At 35.5% G+C, this 21,697-nt stretch carries 24 protein-coding genes; 6 read left to right on the plus strand and 18 right to left on the minus strand.

The genetic code is table 11. From position 1 onward, the window contains the following. Nucleotides 1–209: 209 nt before the first annotated feature. Entirely contained in the window at nucleotides 210–1,421 is a 1,212-nt protein-coding gene (locus AC3G7N_RS12225; protein ID WP_489422440.1) for an NAD(P)/FAD-dependent oxidoreductase, read from the minus strand. Nucleotides 1,422–1,639: 218 nt separating this feature from the next. On the opposite strand from AC3G7N_RS12225, the gene AC3G7N_RS12230 reads away from it, so the two are divergent. Then, nucleotides 1,640–2,296 carry a DNA-3-methyladenine glycosylase family protein gene (locus tag AC3G7N_RS12230; RefSeq protein WP_489422441.1) on the plus strand — a complete coding sequence of 219 codons (657 nt, stop codon included), beginning with the start codon at nucleotides 1,640–1,642 and terminating at the stop codon, nucleotides 2,294–2,296. A 48-nt stretch (nucleotides 2,297–2,344) separates the two neighbouring features. Here AC3G7N_RS12230 and AC3G7N_RS12235 read toward each other — a convergent pair whose 3' ends face one another. Both AC3G7N_RS12235 and AC3G7N_RS12240 read right to left on the minus strand, forming a co-directional pair. Continuing rightward, the gene (locus AC3G7N_RS12235) at nucleotides 2,345–2,809 is read right to left on the minus strand and encodes a YndM family protein (RefSeq protein ID WP_489422442.1); all 465 of its coding nucleotides are present in this window, start codon (nucleotides 2,807–2,809) and stop codon (nucleotides 2,345–2,347) included. Between the two features lie 71 nt (nucleotides 2,810–2,880). Then, nucleotides 2,881–3,567 (minus strand): SDR family oxidoreductase, encoded by a 687-nt coding sequence (locus tag AC3G7N_RS12240; protein WP_489422443.1) that lies wholly within the window; start codon nucleotides 3,565–3,567, stop codon nucleotides 2,881–2,883. A gap of 215 nt (nucleotides 3,568–3,782) precedes the next feature. On the opposite strand from AC3G7N_RS12240, the gene AC3G7N_RS12245 reads away from it, so the two are divergent. Beyond that, nucleotides 3,783–4,289: a class I adenylate-forming enzyme family protein gene (locus AC3G7N_RS12245; protein WP_489422444.1), complete on the plus strand. Its 507-nt coding sequence runs from the start codon at nucleotides 3,783–3,785 to the stop codon at nucleotides 4,287–4,289. 34 nt (nucleotides 4,290–4,323) lie between these two features. Here the strand turns inward: AC3G7N_RS12245 and AC3G7N_RS12250 are convergent, their stop codons facing one another. Further along, on the minus strand, nucleotides 4,324–4,848 hold the full coding sequence (locus AC3G7N_RS12250) for a dihydrofolate reductase family protein (protein WP_489422445.1): 525 nt from the start codon (nucleotides 4,846–4,848) through the stop codon (nucleotides 4,324–4,326). Between the two features lie 12 nt (nucleotides 4,849–4,860). Continuing rightward, nucleotides 4,861–5,754 carry a DMT family transporter gene (locus AC3G7N_RS12255; protein ID WP_489422446.1) on the minus strand — a complete coding sequence of 298 codons (894 nt, stop codon included), beginning with the start codon at nucleotides 5,752–5,754 and terminating at the stop codon, nucleotides 4,861–4,863. A gap of 203 nt (nucleotides 5,755–5,957) precedes the next feature. On the opposite strand from AC3G7N_RS12255, the gene AC3G7N_RS12260 reads away from it, so the two are divergent. The 4 genes from AC3G7N_RS12260 (at nucleotide 5,958) to AC3G7N_RS12275 (ending at nucleotide 8,280) form a co-directional block, all read left to right on the plus strand. After that, on the plus strand, nucleotides 5,958–6,263 hold the full coding sequence (locus tag AC3G7N_RS12260; protein ID WP_489422447.1) for a PadR family transcriptional regulator: 306 nt from the start codon (nucleotides 5,958–5,960) through the stop codon (nucleotides 6,261–6,263). Between the two features lie 18 nt (nucleotides 6,264–6,281). After that, nucleotides 6,282–7,487 (plus strand): chromate efflux transporter, encoded by a 1,206-nt coding sequence (chrA, locus tag AC3G7N_RS12265; RefSeq protein ID WP_489422448.1) that lies wholly within the window; start codon nucleotides 6,282–6,284, stop codon nucleotides 7,485–7,487. Between the two features lie 198 nt (nucleotides 7,488–7,685). Then, complete coding sequence (locus tag AC3G7N_RS12270; protein ID WP_489422449.1) at nucleotides 7,686–7,868, plus strand: aspartyl-phosphate phosphatase Spo0E family protein; 183 nt, start codon at nucleotides 7,686–7,688, stop codon at nucleotides 7,866–7,868. Between the two features lie 256 nt (nucleotides 7,869–8,124). After that, nucleotides 8,125–8,280: a hypothetical protein gene (locus AC3G7N_RS12275; protein ID WP_489422450.1), complete on the plus strand. Its 156-nt coding sequence runs from the start codon at nucleotides 8,125–8,127 to the stop codon at nucleotides 8,278–8,280. Between the two features lie 144 nt (nucleotides 8,281–8,424). On the opposite strand, the gene AC3G7N_RS12280 is transcribed toward AC3G7N_RS12275, so the two are convergent. The 13 genes from AC3G7N_RS12280 to AC3G7N_RS12340 form a co-directional block, all read right to left on the minus strand. Then, nucleotides 8,425–10,578, minus strand: a complete 2,154-nt coding sequence (locus AC3G7N_RS12280; protein WP_489422451.1) for a DNA topoisomerase — start codon at nucleotides 10,576–10,578, stop codon at nucleotides 8,425–8,427. Between the two features lie 89 nt (nucleotides 10,579–10,667). Then, nucleotides 10,668–11,609: a metallophosphoesterase gene (locus AC3G7N_RS12285; RefSeq protein WP_489422452.1), complete on the minus strand. Its 942-nt coding sequence runs from the start codon at nucleotides 11,607–11,609 to the stop codon at nucleotides 10,668–10,670. Nucleotides 11,610–11,685: 76 nt separating this feature from the next. After that, a complete protein-coding gene (locus AC3G7N_RS12290) occupies nucleotides 11,686–12,780 on the minus strand; it encodes a nucleotidyltransferase domain-containing protein (RefSeq protein WP_489422453.1) in 1,095 nt (364 codons plus the stop codon). 16 nt (nucleotides 12,781–12,796) lie between these two features. Continuing rightward, entirely contained in the window at nucleotides 12,797–14,623 is a 1,827-nt protein-coding gene (locus tag AC3G7N_RS12295) for an ABC transporter ATP-binding protein (RefSeq protein WP_489422454.1), read from the minus strand. A 20-nt stretch (nucleotides 14,624–14,643) separates the two neighbouring features. Next, the gene (locus tag AC3G7N_RS12300; RefSeq protein WP_489422455.1) at nucleotides 14,644–15,114 is read right to left on the minus strand and encodes a signal peptidase I; all 471 of its coding nucleotides are present in this window, start codon (nucleotides 15,112–15,114) and stop codon (nucleotides 14,644–14,646) included. Next, the gene (locus AC3G7N_RS12305; protein WP_489422456.1) at nucleotides 15,089–15,355 is read right to left on the minus strand and encodes a PqqD family protein; all 267 of its coding nucleotides are present in this window, start codon (nucleotides 15,353–15,355) and stop codon (nucleotides 15,089–15,091) included. Before AC3G7N_RS12305 ends, AC3G7N_RS12300 begins: the two co-directional genes overlap by 26 nt. Then, the gene (locus tag AC3G7N_RS12310) at nucleotides 15,342–16,076 is read right to left on the minus strand and encodes a hypothetical protein (RefSeq protein ID WP_489422457.1); all 735 of its coding nucleotides are present in this window, start codon (nucleotides 16,074–16,076) and stop codon (nucleotides 15,342–15,344) included. The genes AC3G7N_RS12305 and AC3G7N_RS12310 overlap by 14 nt, the downstream gene beginning before the upstream one ends. A gap of 155 nt (nucleotides 16,077–16,231) precedes the next feature. Then, nucleotides 16,232–16,408, minus strand: a complete 177-nt coding sequence (locus AC3G7N_RS12315) for a hypothetical protein (RefSeq protein WP_489422458.1) — start codon at nucleotides 16,406–16,408, stop codon at nucleotides 16,232–16,234. A gap of 145 nt (nucleotides 16,409–16,553) precedes the next feature. Next, a complete protein-coding gene (locus AC3G7N_RS12320) occupies nucleotides 16,554–18,350 on the minus strand; it encodes an ABC transporter ATP-binding protein (protein WP_489422459.1) in 1,797 nt (598 codons plus the stop codon). A gap of 12 nt (nucleotides 18,351–18,362) precedes the next feature. After that, nucleotides 18,363–19,553, minus strand: coding sequence for a nucleotidyltransferase domain-containing protein (locus tag AC3G7N_RS12325; RefSeq protein WP_489422460.1), 1,191 nt, complete (start codon nucleotides 19,551–19,553; stop codon nucleotides 18,363–18,365). Beyond that, complete coding sequence (locus AC3G7N_RS12330; protein ID WP_489422461.1) at nucleotides 19,546–20,019, minus strand: lasso peptide biosynthesis B2 protein; 474 nt, start codon at nucleotides 20,017–20,019, stop codon at nucleotides 19,546–19,548. The genes AC3G7N_RS12325 and AC3G7N_RS12330 overlap by 8 nt, the downstream gene beginning before the upstream one ends. 311 nt (nucleotides 20,020–20,330) lie before the next feature. Next, nucleotides 20,331–20,621: a lasso peptide biosynthesis PqqD family chaperone gene (locus AC3G7N_RS12335; protein WP_489422462.1), complete on the minus strand. Its 291-nt coding sequence runs from the start codon at nucleotides 20,619–20,621 to the stop codon at nucleotides 20,331–20,333. Further along, the gene (locus tag AC3G7N_RS12340) at nucleotides 20,618–21,553 is read right to left on the minus strand and encodes an aldolase (protein WP_489422463.1); all 936 of its coding nucleotides are present in this window, start codon (nucleotides 21,551–21,553) and stop codon (nucleotides 20,618–20,620) included. Before AC3G7N_RS12340 ends, AC3G7N_RS12335 begins: the two co-directional genes overlap by 4 nt. Between the last annotated feature and the right edge of the window lie 144 nt (nucleotides 21,554–21,697).

Here is a 21,697-nt window from a genome sequence, read left to right on the forward strand (position 1 = left end):
AAGTCCCCAAAAGTAAATTCGTACTTTAGAGGGACTTTTTAAAATTTATTTATTAATTAACGGAAATCACGGCTGTTTTCCATTGTACGAGTAGCCACTATATACCCTACTAAGGAAGCAATAGTAACTAATAGATAGCAAAATACATTCTTGTTCATAACAACGTTCCCTCCTCTATTTGGAGATCTATATTGATTTGATATAAGTAATTAAAATGGACGTAACTTACCTTTTTTAAGAATTAACTTTGGTCCACCCAATAAAAATAAGTAACGGTTATCAATTACCTTCTTCATTGCAGAAGCAGATTTACCATATAGTTTTGTGCCAGAGAAGACAGTTCCCATCGCATCAGCATTACCTAATGAAGCTACAGTACCTTTGTCATCAAAAACAAACGAATTTAACGTTTCGTTATGAAGCAATGCTTTAATGTTAGCTGCACATGTATCTGCATGCTGCATCGCAGCTTGAGCTGTTGGCGGGAATGGACGACCTTCCACTTTGTTCATTACCCATGCACAATCACCAATAATGAAGATATTTTCCTCACCAGGTGCACGTAGATCACCATTAACCGTGACCTTACCTTTTGTTATTTCAAAACCAGACTTCCCTAAGATAGAGTTACCTGTTACGCCACCAGTCCATACGATAGTACCAGCCTTAACTTCTTCTCCATCATTTATGACAAAACTTTTCTCTTTACATTCTTGAATTTTAGCGCCAATTCTAAATTCGACTCCACGATCTTCTAAAGACTGTTTCCCGTAAGCAACAAGCTCTTCATTAAATCCCGGAAGTATAGATGGAGCAGCTTCAACATTGATAATTCTTGGAATACTTGGATCAATATCATATTTTTTACAAAGCTTTGGAACCTGTTCAGCTAATTCACCTACAAATTCAATACCAGTGAATCCGCCACCACCTACAAGAATGGTTAAATCCTCTTCATTAGCTTTAGGATCCAATTTATATTTAGCAAATTGATATTCAATATGTTCACTAATTAAACGACTTGTTTCAATATCTAGGATAGAGAACGCATTTTTTTCCATTCCTTTGATTCCAAAAGTATTGGATTCAAATCCGAGAGAAACAACTAAATAATCATAAGTTAGTTCACTATTTTCCAGTATTACACGATTTTCGTCTTTATTAACTTCAACAACAGAATCATAAATCAAACGAACACGATTCGGATTAAAAACATCACTGATCATCATTCGTGCTTGGTTTTGATTTCTTGTACCTGCTGCGATTTCATGTAACCATGTAGTTTGATAATGGTAATTATGTTTATTAACAAGCACAATTTCTGCTTCTTCCGCCCCCAACTTCTGTGTCAAGCGTTTGGTTGTCATCATTCCAGCATAGCCTGCTCCTAGAACAACGATTCTTGGTTTGTTTGTATTCACGTAACATCCACCTTCCTTTTTGATTACCGTTAAATTGAAATCTAAGGTATTTACTCCATAATTAGTGCTTATGTAGTATTCATTCAATACTTTAAAATATTTTTAAATACCATATCTATAATAGCAAACTTTTATTTAATAGGCTAACAATCATGCGAAAAATTTTGCATATACGACGCGAATAAGGTATTTTGGATTTATCAGAACTGAGGTGTGTTATGGATAAGTTAGTTATACATGCGAATGATCCCGCGGTACTTGAACTTTGTGAAGCCGATTCGTTAATGAAAAAGTTAGTCGGAATTGTTGGTGACATCGAATTCACCTTACGCCCCGATTATTTTTTATCATTGGTACGTGCAATGGTAGGTCAACAAATATCGGTTCAAGCAGCAAGCGCAATATTTAATCGGCTTGAAATCCTGTTAGACCACCATGTGACAGCAGCAGGTATCTTAGAAAAGTCTGAAGAGGAGTTGCGCGAAGTTGGACTTTCTGTACGAAAAGTTGCATATATGAAAGATTTAAGTGAGAAAATTGTGCAAGGTGAAATTGATTTAGATAAACTAGATCACCTTGATAATGCCTCCATTATAAAACTATTAACTAGCGTCAAAGGAATTGGAAAATGGACTGCTGAGATGTTTTTGATTTTTTCACTAGGTAGAATGGATGTATTAGCTGTAGACGATATCGGCATACAGCGTGGTGCGAAATGGCTCTATCAAGTGGATCAATCCGAACGTCGAAATCTATTAATTGAAAGAGCTAAAGTCTGGACTCCGCACTTCACCATTGCATCCATCTACTTGTGGGAAATTGTCCATTTAGAGTTAATGTTTAAGTATGATTCGATTGATGATATGAATAATTAATTTCCTGAAAAAAATTTGGGCGATGCGCAGTGCATCGCCCAAATTTAGTTATTTATGTTTATCGTTCTCTTTCTTTTTTTCGTCAATAGAATGTTCATTGGTTTCCTCTGCGAATTCAGTTTGCAATCGGTCTGAAGAATAAGGAGTCTTTTCACCTTCAGGAACTGTGTGAAAAACTTGTTCTCTCATGTAAACATGAAATAAAGATTCACACATGGCCATAAACACAGCTGCGAAAAGCGACGCAATTATTATCGGCATTGTTATATCAATGATTAAAGTTCCTAAAATCCAAAGCGTTAAAAAGGTCAATCCCAAATCTGCAATCGATGCTATGATGTAACCAAACCGCGGTAGCACAAATAAATCACCAATAATATAAGCAACACCGGTCACAAGCACACTGATCCAAAATAAACGACCTAAGGAAGCATTATAAAAAATACCAAAGATAGAATAAATCACAATTGCCGTGAAAATAAACTTAATACCAAGTGCCTTCATATGTTTCATAGAATAAATCCACCCTTTATTATGGAATTTACTCCTAGTATGAAACAGACTGAGAAAAAATAACCAAAAAATTATAATGGTCGAACTGTAATTTCATTTACATTCACATAATCTGGCTGCGTAACCGCATAAACTACTGCTCTTGCAATATCATCAGACTTCAACGGTTGGCGATCACTTGGTTTTGATGCAATCGCCGTGTCCACTTGACCTGGTGAAATATTCGTTACGCGAACTCCAGTACGTGCAAGCTCTTTTTCCAGACTCATTGATAATGCTCGAACCGCAAATTTAGTTGCACTGTATACAGCGCTGACCTTATTTACTTCAAGACCGGAAACTGAAGCAATATTTACGACATGCCCAGAAGAACGTTCCAACATCCCTGGCAATGCAGAATTGATACCATAAAGCACACCTTTAATGTTTGTGTCAATCATTTGATCCCAGTTTTCAGTCTGCCCATCCTGTATACGCGAACCCAGAACAGCTCCTGCATTATTTACATATATATCGATTTGACCAAATTCCTCTTTAGCTCGTTTAGCTAAATCATCAACATCCGACTTTTTCGCCATATCCGTAACTACTGCAATCGCTTTTCCATTAATTTTAGAAACAACGCCATCTAATTTATCTTTTCGTCTGGCTGCAAGGACCACATTTGCCCCTTCGTTAGCTAGATACTCTGCTACTGCTGCTCCAATTCCACTACTAGCACCTGTTACTACTGCCGTTTTCCCTGTTAAGTTCCCCATTTAACTATCACTCCTTCTTGGTTAAGTTTAACACCTTATTCTCAGGTTCAATAATGATATGCCATCCTCCAAATATGGTTAAATAATAATTGCATCTAAAAAGTAATACGCTTGTTTCAGTTAAAACGCTTACAAAAGTATGGTATAATTTTGATAATTCATAAAATAAAAAACCTGTATTTCAGTAAAAGGATACAAGCAAAGGTGGGTTAAGAATGGTAAGTACAACAGTACGAGTAGTTAATGACAAAGGTGACGATGTTAAACATGATGGAATAGAAATTGGTGAAATAATTGTAAAAGGTCCAAGCGTTATGGATCATGATTCGAGCAATAATAATGAAAATGAAGGCTGGTTGCGGACAGGTGACATGGGCACAATAGATGAAGAAAATCATGTCAATATCGTCGATCGAAAAAAGGATATAATTTTGAATGGGAAAGATGCCATCTCATCTATCGAGGTGGAAAGCGTATTTAATGAACATCCTGCTGTTCAAGAAGTAGCAATCATTGTTGCTCCACACGAAAAACTGGGAGAAATTATACATGCTATCGTTGTACTGCAAGAAAGTCATCTACTAACAAAAGAAGAACTATTTCTTTATGCAAAAGAAAAACTTGATGAAATTACATGTCCAAAAGAAATCACATTCATGGATGAGCTACCGAAAACACCTAGTGGTAAAATACAGAAAATTCAGCTGGGCGAGTTAGTTTAGATGATAAAAGAAGCATCGTAAAATAGCGATGCTTTTAATCATCTAATTTATAATGTAGTTGGGCAAACTTACCGAGGCGCTTTAGATTAACTAAAGCATAATCTAATTCAATATCCATATCTTTAAACAACGTTACTCCTTTTCCAATTATCGTCGGAGCAATCGTAACAATGATTTCATCTACCAGTTTTTCTTTCATGAATTCTTGCAGTAAGTCACCGCCACCAACAATCCAGATATCTTTCCCTTCCTGTTCCTTCAGCTCATTTGTAAAACTTGCAACATCCGCATTTACAAATTCAACATGTTCATTTTTCCCGCTTTTCGTTTTGGAAAATACATAACATTTCTCATTTTTATAGGGAAAGTTTCCATTCTCTAAAATTAATATCTGTTCATACGTTTTTCTTCCGATCAAAACAGTATCAATTGTTTCAAAAAATGCTTCGTATCCATTATCCCCCTCTCCTTCACTTTTAATTAACCAATCCAAAGAATCATCTTCCTTTGCAATATGGCCATCCAAACTTGTTGCAATGTACAATACAAGCCTCCTCATTTTATCTCTCCCCTACTTGTTGGAAATTGTCCGATTAAAATATTTCTTACGTTGATAGGTTGATAGAACAACTCCACCAACAATTAACAAAGACCCAAAAATCTCGACCAGTGTAATTGGTTTAAATAACAGAACTAAGCCCACGATCATCGCTACAAAGGGCTCCAAATTTGATAACATCGATGCCTTTGAAGCATCCACATGGCGGATGTTGCTATTCCAAATAAGTGTTGCAATTCCATGTACTACTATTGCTGTTCCGATGAGGAAGAACCAGTCCCCAGCACTAGCACTAAGTCTTATGGGATCGTCCAACCAAAAAGCAAATGGAACGGATACCACAAAACCAATTCCATTTGAGTAAAGTGTAATCGTAAGTGGATCGATTCGCTGTGAAAGTAATCTTGTCATAATAATCATAATGGCAAAAGAAACCATCGTAACAACAATCCACATCAAACCTTGTTCTACATGAATGGACGATAGACTTCCTTTTGTAACTACAAAGAAAATCCCGGTAATCGCTACTAAAGACCCTAGTACCATTCGAATTGTTACCTTTTCCTTTAAAAATATAGCTGCTAAAAAACCAGTCAAAATGGGTGTAGTCGCTAAAATTAATGCAGATAATGTTGTATCAGCAGTTTGCATTCCAACAAAAAAAGTCCATTGATTGATAAAGACACCAATAATACCAAGGAATAAAATTGCAAGTAAATCTGTTCTGCTTATGCGTTTGAAATGCCTTCTATAAGCTGCAATTCCAGCTAAAAATATAACAATAAATAAAAGTCGAAGCATGGTTAACATAGACGGGGAAAATTCTTGAACTAAGATTTTACCAAAAATAAAATTGCTGCCCCACATCACAATACAAAACGTTAACCAAGAATAAGCCTTTAACATAAGCATCCAGATCCCTTTCAATTCAAAATCATAACTAAAATCAACTATACCTTACAATAACGTCGAAATAAAACAAAGCGTATTTTAAATATATTAACATTTATTTATATCGATTTAAGTAATAAATTGAGTTTTCCTTATACACATCGTATACTTGATATCGAAATCCGATATTGAATTACGATAACGAAAGGAGGAACAATTTGGATAATAAAGTACTCAGAAAATTGTTTTTGGGATTCATTCAAATTCATATTCTGCATCATGCAAAAGAAGAAGCGATCTATGGTTCTTGGATGTTAGAAGAATTGCGTGAACATGGCTATGAAATCAGTGCGGGAACGCTGTATCCAATTCTTCACACCATGGAAGTGGATCAATTATTGAAAAAAGATGATGTAAATGTAAATGGGAAGATAAGAAAATACTATCAAATCACAAGCAAGGGTGAAGAAGTGTTAAATGAAGCCCGAGCAAAGGCATATGAACTTTTTAAAGAAATTAACTAATTAAAGCGTGGTGATGATGTGGATAAACAAACTAAGAAAAAAAGTCAGTTTCAGATTCTTTTAGAAATTCTATTTGCTTCAACTAAGTTAGGTCTCACTTCATTTGGTGGTCCAGTTGCTCATTTGGCTTATTTTAAAGATGAATATATTGATCGACGGAAATGGCTGGATGAAAAAACCTACACAGATATTATTGCTCTTTGTCAGTTTCTGCCTGGTCCTGCAAGTAGCCAAGTAGGGATTGCAATAGGTATGATGCGTGGCGGGCTCCTTGGTGGGATCATATCATGGATCGGGTTTACCGTTCCCTCAATTATTGTTCTCATAATCTTTGCGATGCTTTATCAAAACTTTTCTCTAAGTGACGCGGGATTTATTCATAGCCTGAAGATAGTAGCCGCAGCTGTTGTATTGCATGCTTTGATAGGATTGGGAAAAAAATTAACACCTGATAAAACCCGGCTCGCTATTGCGATTGTAGCTGCTTCGGTTATGTTAATCTATCCATCAGCATGGATGCAAATTCTACTGATTGTAGGAGCTGGGATGCTGGGTTTAAAACTCTTTAAAAATAGGACTGAGTCAAATGTGAAACCTTTTTCTGTGAACATATCCAAGAAAACAGGAGTTATCTCATTAGGGATACTTGTTTTTTCACTTATTGCGCTTCCTATCCTAACGAAACTCACGAATAATCCTCTAGTTAATATATTCGATATATTTTTTAGAGTTGGCTCATTAGTTTTTGGTGGAGGGCATGTAGTATTGCCGATGATTGAACGAGAAATTGTACCACAAGGTTTGTTGACAGCCGATCAATTTCTGGCAGGATATGGAATGGCACAAGCTGTTCCTGGACCTTTGTTTACCTTCTCTAGCTACTTAGGAACCATGATGGAAGGAATGACAGGAGCAATAGTAGCCACCATCGGAATATTCTTACCATCATTCTTGCTTATTGTAGCAGCTTTACCTTTTTTGAATGAGTTACGTAAACGTTCTTCCTTCCAAGGTATTCTGATGGGTGTTAATGCAAGTGTTGTTGGAATTTTACTTGCTGCATTCTATGATCCAGTTATCAAAAGTTCTATCTTTGATGCCTCTGACTTTGCCTTAGGAATTATATTATTCGCCCTATTAAACATTTGGAAAGTTCCAGCTTGGCTTATTGTCATATTAGGTGTTGCAGGAGGATATATGTTTAGTTTTATTAGTACAATATAAATGTAGCAATTTGTAATTAACCTATAAATGAGGATGTCATCAAAAGATGACATCCTCATACAATTTAATCCTACTTGACAATACGCCAATGTCCGAATTTGTGATCGTTTGTCTTTCTTTGTCGAAAGCATTTACAAAAAAACCTATATCATGCATAATACTGAATGGTTATTCATGAAAACTAGGAGGATTTTACAATTGAAAACAAAATTAATGCAATCTATTAACACGAAGAGACAAGAAATGATTCAGTTGGCAATGAATAAAGGATTTACAAACAAAGAAACAGTTAAATGTAGTAAAGAACTTGATAGCCTACTCGATTTATATATGAAGGTTAAGACTACAACACCCCTTTACTCTTCCTCCTCAATTGGTTAGGATAACTGCCTAAGTTGCTTCTAAATATGATAATTAAGACTTATCCATGTTTATTCAAGTAAAACACGACAAACAAAAGAAGCAAGGAAAAAAGGAAATAGTTCATCAAAGAGCAGTTTAAAAATTGCTCTTTTTATTTTTGTCAAAAACAAATAATCCTCTCAATATTACAATTAGGTTACAAATTGTAATTAAGTAATTAATATTTCTGAAATTTTGTTATACTTAGGGCAAATTTACTATGGGAGGTAAAATAATGAATCCACTCACCTTGTATTCAAAGTTATCTCGTGATTTTAAACAGAATTTAGATAGAGAGCTTTCAAGCAAAGAGGAAGACTTTATAAAGTGGATTATAGAGCAGGAAACTGATAAGGAAAAACAACGATTAAAAAGGACAGTCAATTTTTAATTTTTCATACTTCCTTTTTTTCTCTAGTTTCTGCCTTTTAAGTATGCAGTTGAACAGTTACTTCCAGGTTACTTTCTCTCATAAGTGAACTTGAACCTATCAAGCAAATGTAACTTTTCTCCCCTTTATGATATAACTGATTTTCTACTTTTTAAACTCCATTCTCCAGCTGTAATAATCATTTGTTGGATTCTTTTCATAATGTAAATATGCATTAAATTTATTCCCTTTTTTGCTTGCTAAACCTTTCACATAGGCAGTTCCGCTAGTCAATAAGGATTTTACCATAGTTTTCGTTGGTTTTTTCTTCATCGTTGCTAGGTACTTATCATTCTTCCAAATAACAAATTTACATCCACTCTTCCAATTGCTACATCCAAACCCTTTTTTGCCTTCAATAATCTTACCGTCACACTGTGGGCACTTTCCAAGAGGTTCCCTTGAGACGGTAGTTGATGTTAATTGGTTGATAATCCCCGCTTGATCATCTCTGATCGTTTCAACTGATTTCCGGGTAAAATCAAAAACAACACGTAAAAATTCATCTTTTGTCACCGAACTTTTTTCAATATCTGATAACGTCTTCTCCAGACGTCCTGTAAATTCCAAGTCAAATATCTCGTGAACAGGAAAGGTTTCCACCAATTTTGTTCCAAGTTCTGTACTTGCTAGACTTTTACTTTGCGCAGTGATATACCCTACGTCTTTTAGTTTTTTGATAGTTTCTGCTCTGGTTGCTGGGGTACCAATGCTGAATCCAGTTAAGACACCGCCCATGATTTCCTCAACATCATCCTCTTTAAAGCTCTTCCCACACGTCTCCATGACCCGAAGCAAGGTTCTCTCTGTATGGCTCTTCGGTGGCTTAGTTACATGACTGGAAACCTCTGAATCTACCACGTTTACTTGGGCATTTTCCTTGACGAGGGGCAACAGAATATCCTTCGACTGAATCTTCTCGACCTTCTTCCACCCTTCCACTAGTTGTACCTTACCCTTAGAATGAAATAACCCCTTTCCCTCTATTTCGGAAACTTTTGTAATTAACTTTGTTTCTTCATATACAGCTATAGGCATAAACTGGATAATAAAACGATTCTTAATCGCTGAATAGACTAATTGTTGGTCACTACTCAAACGAGAAGGCTTCATGTAAGTAGGAATAATGGCACTGTGACTTTCAACCTTTGCACTATTAAATACGCGCTTTGATTTCATAAACTTGATTTCATCTTTATAGGGTAGACTTTCAGAAAGTGTCTTTAATACGTTTGCCGCTTTTCCTACTAGACTATCATCCAATGCTGTACTTGGCGTTCGAGGATATGTAATGAACTTCTTTTCATATAATGACTGGGCGACCTTCAACACTTTATCTGACGTCCATCCATTATATTTACTCGTAATATATCCTTGTAGATTAGATAGGTTGAACAAAAATGGCGGGAATTCTTTCTTTTTTTCTACCTGCTTATCAATAATACGTGCTTGTTTACCAGAAAGCTGTTCTTGAAGTGTTAATAGGATGTGCTGTTCTTTGAACTTTTCTGTCTTTCCTTCCATATATGTACCGTGAAACTCATTGCTGTCACTCGTTTGAAAGGTTGCAGTTAGTTTAAAGTAGTTTTCGGGAACAAAGTTTTCTATTTCCTTGTCTCGATCATAAATGATTTTTAACGTCGGCAATAAAACCCTGCCTATATTTAGAGCTTTCCCGCTTCCTTTTTGATATTTCAGTGTAGCAACTGATGTTAAATTAATTCCAATTACCCAATCAGTCCACTGTCGGCTGATGCCCGCATCCTGCAATGGCTGCATCGCCTCGTTTGGCTTCATTTGTTCAATACCTCTTCGGACTTCATCTGGAGTCCATTCGTTAATTAACAATCGATAAACAGGTTTATTTGGTTTTAAGTTATTAATAATACTGTCCCCTATAACTTGTCCTTCCCTGTCATAATCACAGGCAGAAATAACTAACTCCACATCATTTCTGCGCATCAAATACTGAATAATCTTCAATTGTTTCCTAGCCCCACTATCGGCTATATCCCTATTTCGCGGATTACTTTTTACTTTGTATTTAAATTCTTCCGGGATAAATGGAAAATTGTCCATCTTCCATCTACCCATTTTGCTATCATAATCCTTTGCATCAAAAAGTTGCAGGAGGTGACCAAATGCCCAAGTAATAATATAGCCATTTCCTTCAAAATAGCCATCTTTCTTATCTTTGATTTTAAGAGCATCTGCAATGTTTTTTGCAACAGAGGGTTTTTCAGCTAGTATTAGTCTCATATTTTTCACCTGATTTACTGTTTTTTTCCAGTATACCACAACATCCGCTTGAACGGAACGGACGTTCTGGTTTATTCAGAAAACATTTGTCAGTTCCCACTCTTTAATTTTAATACGTTAATTTGAGGTGGATTAAATAATCGGAATCTCAAAAAGGAAATCGCATCACTACTGCCCAAACCCGTGCTGACATACTGTTTGATACCTTTATATTCCCATAACCCTTTTACGCGGTCTTGTGGTGGGAAGTAACCACCATTTCCGTACCAAGCTTCTGGAACAAAAAGAGCCCCTACAAACGGAAAGCGAATTTGTCCACCGTGATAATGTCCTGCTATTAGTAAATCATACTCTCTGAGTGACAGGTTTGGAGCATTTATAATATGATCAATTCTGGCATCAACTACAGGGTAATGGTTCAGCGCAATTAATACATCAGGATCTTCAGCTTTTTCTAATTCGCCCATCAACTTTTGTTGGTAAGCGTGATACTGTTTATTTGAAGCATAGGATGATTTAGGAATTCCGTTCGTTATCCCCAGGTTACCTATTGATAATTCGAAATTAACAAATTTAAGATCTGCTTCACCTATTTCAATTGTATCCGAAGCCTCTAAGAATGTAATACCTCTTTTTTCTATCCCTTGTACAAAATCACTTTTTTCAACATCCTGATTCACGCTATAGCTTTCGGGGTCTGCATTTCCAGGTACATACCATGCATATTCCTTGTTGCTAATGCTTTCTAGAATTGAATAAAAAGGATTAAAGTTTGTACTATTGACTCCATCCAGCATATCTCCAGTAAAAACAATGGCATCGTAATTAGTAGAATTAATCGTCTCTATTAGCTTCTTTTGATTCTTACCAAATACCTTTTCATGCAGATCGCTAATTTGAAGAATTGTGAAACCATCCAGTTGTTCAGGTAGATCATCTATTGCTATTTCCTGTTCAGCAACGGTTATACGGTTATTGTCCCAGAATGTGTATACTGCTAGAACAACAAATGCCAACAAAAAAACAATCAAAATTTTTCCTCCTATTTTCTTCAATGACAATCGCTCTCCAATATACGATATTTTTTACGGATAACTCTTTTTCGAGTCAATTCCGAGTCGTGACAGTTCTTACAAAACTAGTACTTCTTTGCCTGTATAAAGAAATTAAATTGAACAAATAAGAGCGCTCGTTATGATTGCATTTCAGTTCAGATATTACATCATAGTTCCTGGGGAATAACCAATTTGATAGCTCCATAATGCTATGTTTGGTGGTATCATAACTAAGGAACTGATAATCAATAAAATCAATATATTGGGCAAGCTTCTTCTTTTTGACTCCCAAATAATGATATCGTTTCTTTTGTGAATACTTTTTGAAACCATCTAACATTGGATATTCATAATAAACGATAGACAACGTACGCTGTAGTCTTTTTAATGTACGATGAGCTTTAGCGTCATTAAAAAGATCCTTATAATTTAACTGGTCCTTTAAAACATAAATCATTTGAATAATATCCAGGAAATGTTTTGAGGAATCTAAATTATGTCTCCATCCATGAAGACACATCATATAAAACGAATGATAATCAGAAAGAGTTTTTACATATTGATAATGTTCTAGCTGAATAGCCCCATTCCAAAACTCTTCTATTCTGAAACTAGACGTTGATTCCTTTAGTATATCCCAATGAATCTCAACCGTCAGTGGAACCGGTGAGCCAGGTATCTTTTTACTAAAACTGCAATGAAAATGGGATGGAATTGACTCTTCTTCTAATACAAAACCCATTGATTTAACAGTTTCGATGGCCAAATCTGTATCTTTTTTTCTAACCAGAATATCTATATCTGAAGTGTCTCTAGCACCTAAATGACCAAAATACCTTACCGCAAAATATACGCCTTTTAGTGGCATTATTTCTAAACCAGTCGTCTCAAATTTCTCAAGAATTTTGTCTGTCTGACTTTTTATAAATAAATTTTGATAGAACACTTCACGATAATTTTTCGCTAATCTCTCTTGAAAAAATGTAGGGGTACTCTTTAGATTCCCTTGATTCATTAAAATTTGATAGACCTGAGGTGATAATGAATGAAACTCAATATCCTCAATCATTTGGTCATAAAAAGCAACGTCATTTGGCAAGCTGAAATCTGGATTATATAGCTTATTCATAATAAGATTTTGAATCAAGGAACCCCCCACCTTTCTATTTAACTGCACGCATGGGTTGAAGACCAGCAGTGTTGGTTTCATCTGGAGAAAATTTGGTTTTGTTTAGGTCACGGTATAATCCAGGTTGGCTTATTAAATCTTCATGGTTCCCCTTCTGGACAACCATTCCTTTATCCATAACTACAATTATATCTGCATGTTGAATCGTTGATAATCGGTGAGCAATAACCAATGTTGTACGACCCATCATTAATTTATCAAGTGCTTCCTTTACGGAATACTCGGTTCCACTATCTAGTGCAGAAGTTGCCTCATCTAACAAGAGGATTGGAGCATCTTTTAATATTGCTCTTGCTATCGAAATTCTTTGTCTTTGTCCACCTGAAAGTTTCAAACCTCTTTCTCCAATTTCAGTATCATAGCCAGAAGGCAGTGTCACAACGTCTTTATGGATATTAGCACTTACCGTTGCTTTAAGCATCTCTTCTTCTGCAATTAGCGGGCGTGCCAACATTAAGTTCTCCCGTATCGTTCCACTAAACAAAAAGGTTTCTTGGGGAACATAAGCAATAGAATTTCTAATCTCGGAGACAGTAGCATCATGGATAGAAGAGTCATCGATAAGAATTGAACCAGTCTGTGGGCTGTAGAATCTCTGCAGCAAATTAAATAAAGTTGATTTACCTGCACCACTAGGGCCGACAATTGCTATCACTTTACCAGTTTCAATTCGTAAGTTGAAATTCGTAAAAACATTATTTTCACCATCATAACTAAATGTAATATCCTTGAATTCTATACTTTCATGAACTGGTTTTGACGGAGAATTGGAAGGTAGTTTCTTAGATTCACTTGGTTGATCAAGTAAGGTGGTGATACGTTCTAAAGCAGAAATAGACCATTGATATCCAGCCCACTGTCCTGCAAGGCCTGTAAGAGGATAAACAAGATGATTGATCAGATTGATAAATGTCAACAAAGCACCAATAGTAATTATATTATCCGTTACAAAATATGCCCCGATAATCAGGCTGACCAGAAAAGTAATTGATCCAACAGCTTCTCCCCCAGCGGAAAACCATCCTCTCAACTTGGCATCTTTTAATTCTAAGGAATAAAGTTCTTGATTTTTACTGTCATATTTTCTAAAGAAGATTTTTTCTAAGGTAAAAGACCGAATTACAGTGAAGCCATGGAAGGTGTCATTTAAACTCTTATTGATACTACTAATCAGGTTATGTATTGTACGACTATTCTTTCTAAATAATAACCCAAATATCGCTCCCCCGACAATTGCTATAGGAGCTACCGCTAAACTTATCAAAGATAATTTCCAACTGATTTGGATTAAATAAACAAAAGCCGCAATGGAGATAATTGGCAGTCTTATTAAGTTCATTAATCCTCTTCCGATTACCGCATCAACATTATGAAGATCATTGGTGAAATGGGATACTAGTTCCCCTGAATGAATATTGGAGAGCTTTTTACTTGGTAAAAGTAAAATATGTTGATATAAGTCCAAATTAATATCTTTTTTAACCGCGTTTACTGCTATTGTTTCCAGATATGTATCTACAAAATTTAATATAATGCTAATAACCGATAAACCTATACCAACTAGCAGTAACCACTTAAGTCTAATAAAATCACTCTGGACCGCAGCATCGGTTATATTTCCAAAAAACCATGCAAAGGCTAAAGTAATGGCAATATCACTAAACAATAACAGAAAGAGCCCAATATAAGGTTTTTTATGTTTTTTAATATACGGTAAAAGCATTAGAAATATTGTTTTCATTTCCTTGACGGAAAAATATTGTTTGATGTTGAGATTTTCTACTAGTTTTTTACTAATCATACGTACACACCTCTAAACTTTTACAGTTCTTTCAACTCTTTTTTGTTAAGAGACGTCCTTAATAAGGCAGGCAATAAGGGAAAGAAAAGTATCATTTTACACCATATATACACAAATAGGTTGGTTACTTTTATCCTCAATTTTCCTTTTCTTATTAGGGCTAATTTTCCAATGATCTGTTTATGATGAATAGGTTCGTCTACCCCAAGATTGGTATCTCCTTTTAATAAATATTCCACTTGATGATCATGAAAATGAGATTTTAATAACCGATGGCTGACTAATGCTCCTGCTGAAGATTGGTATAAAATGATATCTCCTTTTTTCATGCTTGAAGCTTTACATGAAACAAACCGACAAATATCCCCTTTTTGGATTAAGGGGTACATACTCGTTCCTTCAGCGGGAAGTTCAATCCATCCATTATTTCGAACGACTTCTTTAATAAAATAAAACGTTTTTGAATTAGCTTGCATTCTCGACAAGTCCATATTTAATCAAATCAGATATGAAAATTTCTACATCTTCTCGAATTGACTGATCTTTTAACGTATACTGTTCCTCCACAGCCCTGGTAATGCCATTAATCGTTTGTTGCTTGTGAAGTATTTTCCAACAGTATCCACCAACTTCATTTAACGTAGTGATTGTGTATGATTGTGAATCCAATATTAGCCATTCACCATCGAGTTCAGTCGTCTCAATGTCTTGTTTACGATTATATTTCTTCATTAGAAATCAACTCCCAAAATGTGTCATTCTTTTGAAAATGAAGCTGGTAAGCGGATACCTTTCCCACCAACAACTTTAATAAATGAAAGATTTTTACTGTCTCATCTTGTTTATAGGACCAATAAAAAACGTTATCCGTTAATTGTAGAAGCGCTTCTGCCTTTTTTAATTTAACCCTTTTATTAGAGAATGCCTGATGCAACAAATCAATACTCCACAGAGGAGCTGTTTGTTTATTACCCTTAGGTTCTATTTCGCTTCTGAAAGGGGAATTAAAAACAGTAATGCTGTCTTCAGTAACTTTCAAAATAGTTGCTTCATCTGAAAGAAGTTCTCTTGGCAGTGACAACTTAGCAGCAGTGGACTTCCCTGCACCAGAGTTACCTGAGAACATATGTGCATAGTCATTATCAATTACACAGGAGGAATGAATTAACAATCCCCAATTACGATGAACTATAAATGAACTATATAGATTCATTAGAGCGTGCTTTAGCGCAAGTTCATCATAAAATAGTATTTTTGCCTCACTATAGCCCGGATCGACTTCGATTAGGTAGTCAGCCCTTTTAAATGCGATTTTATTTTGTTTTTCTTCTATCGCCACTTCATAATTTAAAAAAGAAGTACCATAACCTTCTGCTAGGTTAATAATTAAATCTGGTTCACATACAGGCGGCTGTGCTATATAGTGGTAACTTTTCATTATATTTTTTTTCATTTCATCAGAAGTACATATGAATCGCACAAAATGTTCCCCTATTTTTACATTTAAGGTCTTCACTCTATAAACTCCTCGTGACACTAATTTGAAAAAACTATAACGCCATAACAAAGAGCCGATTGTATAGGTAGGACCCTTTGTTATGCTGAAACTTATTTATTTTTATGTGGTTTCTTGGGCTTGTAAGGATCATGCTTGTATTTATCCCCATCACTTTTCCCTGGGTCGTTTGAAACAGGTCCTCGTCCCTTATTCCAACTCTGCGAAGTCTCAAATTGGATCGGCTGATGATTTAAAACTTCTGGTCTGCTATAATTAGTTTTTTTCATTATTTCACCTCCTGTCAAAATACCGTTCCATATAAAGAACGTATTAGGTAAAAATTTTTGCTTACACGCTCCTTATATTATAACTGTTATTCGGTTCTTTTTAAAGAACAATCATTCGACACTTTTTTCACTTATTTTATAATCGTTACCTGGTAGCTTCCAGTTGATTTCGTAATAGATGACTGAACATATTTTTCTTTTCTTCTGCTAATTGTGTGAAACCACCTTTTTGGATTACTTTTCCCTCTTCTAATACAACAACTTGATCCGCATTTCGGATTGTTGATAAGCGATGTGCAATAACAATGATAGTCATCTTTCCCTTTAATCGTTCCAATGCTTCTTGGATTTTAGCTTCATTTTCTGTATCGAGTGCACTCGTTGCCTCATCCAACACAAGGATGGATGGATTTCGTAGGATCGCTCGAGCTAATACAAGACGTTGTCGCTCTCCCCCAGACAGTTTTATCCCACGATCACCTATCAGTGAATCAAGTCCATTTGTGAGCTTCCTTACAAATTCAGCCGCAGATGAAAATTCTAATGCTTCCCACATTTTCTCTTCACTTGCGTTCGGTTCGACCAATAGTAAGTTTTCTCTTATACTGGCATTGAACAAAAAGGGATCTTGTGGAACATAACTAATCGCATGTCTTAATGAGAGAAGATTATCATTGGTCAGCTGTTTTCCATCAATTAAAACCTGCCCTTTTTCCGGTTGATTTAGCCCCATTAATACATCTATCAACGTACTTTTACCTGCACCGGACCGTCCTACAAATGCTGTCATCTGATTTGATGGAATGACTAGATTGATATTTTGCAAAGCATATGTCAGTTCATTCTGATTATATCGAAAGGAGACGTGATCACATTGAATATTGTACTTTAAGTGTAGAGGGGGAATTTTATTATCCATTCCCATTTCGAATTCTCGAGCATTCCTGCATTCATGTTGCAAAGCCTTTACTGCTTTAAGGGCTGGGATCGTTGTTGCTATTTGCTCCATTGAAGATTGAATACCCGCAACTCTTGGCCAAAGCCTGGAAAAAATAATAATAACTAACATTAATTGACCCGCCTGTGCACTAAATACTGTAACGGCTACATAAATAAATGCCGCAATTAATACACTAGATGCGACTTTATAATATAATTGAGAAGTTGTTTTCAATTTCGTGTATTCCACTTGTTCATTTTGCATCCTATTTGTAATGGAACCAAACCAATCCATTCTAGAGCTTTCTAGCGTATTACACTTTATATCCTTTATTCCATTAATTTGATCCGTTATTCCAGCAAGGTAGTTCTTCCCTAATTCATAATTTCGTTTTCCGAGAGCCAAAGATTTTTTTAGAAATTTCCGATTTAAAAAGATAAGAACCAGACCAAAAAGTAGTACAAAGATGGTTATATTTGGTGAGAGCCAGAAAGCTAGCCCTACCTGGATAAATGTAAACACAAGAGAAGAAACAAATTTTAAAAATGAATTCGTTCCTGCACTGGCACGTGCCAATTCTGCCGTTAATATGTTAATAAGATCAGATTTTCTTTGTTTTATGAAAAAATCCCAATTTGAGTAAAGTAATGAACCGTAAGTTTCCATACGCATATGTCTTAAAAAACCAAGCTGAATAACCGCATTTTTAACTGTTAACTGTCGATTCACTACATTTTGAGCAATCACAACAAAGACAAATATCCCCAAAATCAACGGTAAACCCAATGAACTTGGAATATTATTTACGAATCCAAACATACTCATAAATGGTATTTCTTCTACACCCATATCGACAATCCCACTCATACTAATTAAAGCAACTAATAATATGATTCCAATACCTTCAAGCAAACCAATAGCAGTCATTGCAACAAGATTTATATAAAGAATTTTTCCAGAGTACGCGTGTATTTGTTTTAAAAAATAAAAAACATGACCCATTCGTTTGTCCCCCTAAGGTAATGCATGCTTCCTTATTTTTCTTGTTTTCCTCCAAGCCCATAATATCGGACGCAACGGAAAATATAAAAAATGAAGCCGTTTTGGTAGTGGCAGTGTTTCTGCATCTTCAGGATATGGATACAAGAAACTGATAATAAAAATAATTTTTTGCTGAAAAGACATTAAAGAAAACAAATGCCGTTTGTGATAGCGAGCAACTTCGTCAGGAACAGGGTCAGTATGTAAATTTATCATTGTCTCGAGGTAAAATATCGCTCCTTGAGCTAATTTTCTTGGACGTTTGCTTATAAATAATGATTTCATTTCATTTTTTAATGGTGCATTTAACAACTGTGATGCCAAGATAATACTCTGTCCACCTATACCAAGGAAATAATTTGATTTTAATAATTTGTGAACCATTTCCCAATTAATGTTTTGTTTCATAATGCGGTGAATATCTACTACCCAACGTAGACGTGACCAACCATGACGAGAACCGTGTGATACAAGAAATAAAAACAAATCTTCTTTTCCTAGTAAATAAACAGGAAAACTTGTAAGTGTACTCTTGTTTTTTCGTTTCCATAATTCGTAAAATCCTGGTTCTTTACTTGGACCTGGATTCAGCCGCCAATGGATTTCTAATTTAATATTTTTTACTGGGTGTATGTATGTAACATGATGATGTCTCCATTTCCAGTCATTCAACACCGTTTGTATATAATCATCTTTCTTATACCCATGACTAACAAGTAGTTGTTCTGCTTGATCAATTTTTTCTACGGGAATCAGCATATCTAAATCATTTGACGTGCGAAACGAAACGTCACCGTATAGTTCATTGGCAAGTACTGGCCCCTTTAAAAAAAGAAGACTTATTTGACTTTCTGCAAACCATTTACTTACACGTTCCATTTCACCACTTAAATGGAGCATTTGAAATGTATTTCGCATGTACTGCTGCTGCAGAAACTGTCTTACGTATGTTGGAACCAACTGCTCTTCAAGTAGCTTTATTTTATTATGGAGTAATGGATATACACGGTGATGCTTCGCCTGATTAATAAAAACGTCCCAATTGATCTTGTTGCATAGTTCTATTTGAATTTCTTTGATGTATTCTTCATTTCCTTCTTTTAGTAACGCAAGAATTAGATTTACTTCTCTAGGGATACGCGCGAGATCAAGTGTGTTATCCATAGTTTTCTCCTTCTAGATCTTTCATTTGTACTACCTTTGCAAACTTGGCAACAACAGTGAAGTTCTCCATTCCTTCTGAACCAGAAACATAGAATGATCCACTCCTTAGCCAAGCGTGGGCAATTAAATCACCTTTATTATCTTTGGTGGTACCTAAGTACAGTGTCGAATCAATGTAACGACGTTCCAGCATTTTCTGACTTGCAATTGCTTTTACTAGACACTGACTCTCCCAGAAAGTGTACGGACTCATAATTCGTATTGCATTAGATATATTTTTTACTATTCCCGTGTGCTTTGAATCTACTGTGTATGCAGTTTCCTTCATATTTTCACCCAAAGATGGTGCAATTTTAGAGAAAGGCATGCCCTTGAGAAAACGAGCCCATCCTAAGCAAAAAAAGGCCTCCACCAATAACATTTTTGTTTTCCAATTCAATGAAAAAAAAGTCCTTATCTTTTTCATAAGGTTTAATCCTTTCTACAAATCTAGTATACGTTCAAGTAGCCATTTATTTACTTAAACCAAACATCATATTTAGTAACCCATTTTAAAGGTTGGTTAACCAACCTTTATACTATTTAAAATATAGAGGTTGGCTATGTAATGTTACTGATGAATGACTTAATTAGCTATCTCCAAGTTCTCCACAACCCGGATCACAATAGTGATTAAACCAATCACCCCAGTCTACATTCACCTTTCATTTCATCACTCCCTTTCGAAAAATTTGTGATTTAAGGCACTTTGAATTTGCTATAATAAATATGAAACTGTCAAGGGGCTGCCCCTTCTTCTATCTTAATCAGCCTTTCGTCCAATAATAGATTTAAGAAAGACAAGACCTCGTCCCGGCATTCATCTTGCCCGACCTCATAATGTTTCATTAAAAATGCTATTAGATCTTCTGTCGTAGTAGGGTCTTTAATTTGTTCCCAAATCTCCCCACCCATTTGCCCAAGGTTGTAATATTTTCCATTATGAATACTTAACATTACTTTTTCACCATCCATATCGCTTACAATGTTTCCTTGTTCCTGACTAAGAATACTTTGGTTTTTAATCATCTGGCTTTCTCTCCTTTACCTATTTTAGTTAATATTAAATTTGCTAACTCATGAGCAGTGAAATGGGAAACTGGCCGTTTAATTTCGTAAAGGGCAATTTTATTAACAATGCCTGCAGTTGTTCGAAAATGCCATTCCAATAATCCCAAATGGTTAATTAAAAAGTTGCGGTATGTATGGTTGAACAAGGTATACAGTCGTTCAAGATTTTTAATCGGATGAATTTCGATATCGTAATCATCCGTTTTATTTAGTTCAAAAACTCCAGCCAGAGGTACTGGTGCAGTTGCAAATTGTTCTGGAACTGGAACGGCAAATTTTGTTTCCCTGTCGATGATAGGGCGTAGGGATTTTGAATCAATACCAAATTGATCTAAGCTTTCTATCCAAAGTTTCTGTTGTGGATATGCAGGTGTAACAATTGGAATATTGTTTTCCTTCACCGTAACTGGAATTACGTCGTCACTTAGTAGTTGATATCCCCTGCTTAAAAATGCGGAAGCAAGTGTTGATTTGCCTGCACCAGAATCGCCTAATATCGCATATGCCTTTCCATCTAACAGAAGTGCACTTCCATGTAGTGGTAGTACTCGTCTTTGCATTAATAAAGCACCCATACATGTACCTAGAATATAGAGTCTAATTTGATCCTCTTTGGAACCATCTATAGGCGAAACAAAAATCTTTTTCCCTTTTTGAATTAGGAAAATAGCTGTGTATGGAACATGAAATAAAACGAAGTCCTCTTTAACAACAAAATATTTGTTTTCCCCCGATAGTTTAGACCACATATTTAGTAAATCAGCGTAATGTATACCAATATCCGTCAATTCCTCGTCCGTATTTATCTGAGGCAACTCTGGCAGAGGAAATTCACTAGAAATATTCAAACCGAAAGCTCGGTAGACGTTTTTTTTCACAGTATCTATCATTGAAATTCTCCCCTATTTTTAAGTTCGTCTTTAAACCTGCCTTAAAGCATGTAGTGTCAATTAGAAGGTATAATACTTTTACAATGTTTTGCTAATTATGTATAGACCTGCATACCACGGTATGCAGGTCTTGTTTTTCATAAG

It is taken from the genome of Virgibacillus carmonensis, from assembly GCF_057836705.1.

What these genes read in the sequence shown, in the direction of transcription:
- AC3G7N_RS12275 (WP_489422450.1), top strand. Translation starts at nt 8,125, where the DNA reads ATGAATCCACTCACCTTGTATTCAAAGTTATCTCGTGATTTTAAACAG.
- AC3G7N_RS12310 (WP_489422457.1), bottom strand. Translation starts at nt 16,076, where the DNA reads ATGAAAAAAAATATAATGAAAAGTTACCACTATATAGCACAGCCGCCT.
- AC3G7N_RS12315 (WP_489422458.1), bottom strand. Translation starts at nt 16,408, where the DNA reads ATGAAAAAAACTAATTATAGCAGACCAGAAGTTTTAAATCATCAGCCG.
- AC3G7N_RS12335 (WP_489422462.1), bottom strand. Translation starts at nt 20,621, where the DNA reads ATGATTAAAAACCAAAGTATTCTTAGTCAGGAACAAGGAAACATTGTA.
- AC3G7N_RS12250 (WP_489422445.1), bottom strand. Translation starts at nt 4,848, where the DNA reads ATGAGGAGGCTTGTATTGTACATTGCAACAAGTTTGGATGGCCATATT.
- AC3G7N_RS12340 (WP_489422463.1), bottom strand. Translation starts at nt 21,553, where the DNA reads ATGATAGATACTGTGAAAAAAAACGTCTACCGAGCTTTCGGTTTGAAT.
- AC3G7N_RS12255 (WP_489422446.1), bottom strand. Translation starts at nt 5,754, where the DNA reads ATGTTAAAGGCTTATTCTTGGTTAACGTTTTGTATTGTGATGTGGGGC.
- AC3G7N_RS12245 (WP_489422444.1), top strand. Translation starts at nt 3,783, where the DNA reads ATGGTAAGTACAACAGTACGAGTAGTTAATGACAAAGGTGACGATGTT.
- AC3G7N_RS12320 (WP_489422459.1), bottom strand. Translation starts at nt 18,350, where the DNA reads ATGGGTCATGTTTTTTATTTTTTAAAACAAATACACGCGTACTCTGGA.
- AC3G7N_RS12280 (WP_489422451.1), bottom strand. Translation starts at nt 10,578, where the DNA reads ATGAGACTAATACTAGCTGAAAAACCCTCTGTTGCAAAAAACATTGCA.
- AC3G7N_RS12230 (WP_489422441.1), top strand. Translation starts at nt 1,640, where the DNA reads ATGGATAAGTTAGTTATACATGCGAATGATCCCGCGGTACTTGAACTT.
- AC3G7N_RS12240 (WP_489422443.1), bottom strand. Translation starts at nt 3,567, where the DNA reads ATGGGGAACTTAACAGGGAAAACGGCAGTAGTAACAGGTGCTAGTAGT.
- AC3G7N_RS12295 (WP_489422454.1), bottom strand. Translation starts at nt 14,623, where the DNA reads ATGATTAGTAAAAAACTAGTAGAAAATCTCAACATCAAACAATATTTT.
- AC3G7N_RS12235 (WP_489422442.1), bottom strand. Translation starts at nt 2,809, where the DNA reads ATGAAACATATGAAGGCACTTGGTATTAAGTTTATTTTCACGGCAATT.
- AC3G7N_RS12305 (WP_489422456.1), bottom strand. Translation starts at nt 15,355, where the DNA reads ATGAAGAAATATAATCGTAAACAAGACATTGAGACGACTGAACTCGAT.
- AC3G7N_RS12325 (WP_489422460.1), bottom strand. Translation starts at nt 19,553, where the DNA reads ATGGATAACACACTTGATCTCGCGCGTATCCCTAGAGAAGTAAATCTA.
- AC3G7N_RS12300 (WP_489422455.1), bottom strand. Translation starts at nt 15,114, where the DNA reads ATGGACTTGTCGAGAATGCAAGCTAATTCAAAAACGTTTTATTTTATT.
- AC3G7N_RS12330 (WP_489422461.1), bottom strand. Translation starts at nt 20,019, where the DNA reads ATGAAAAAGATAAGGACTTTTTTTTCATTGAATTGGAAAACAAAAATG.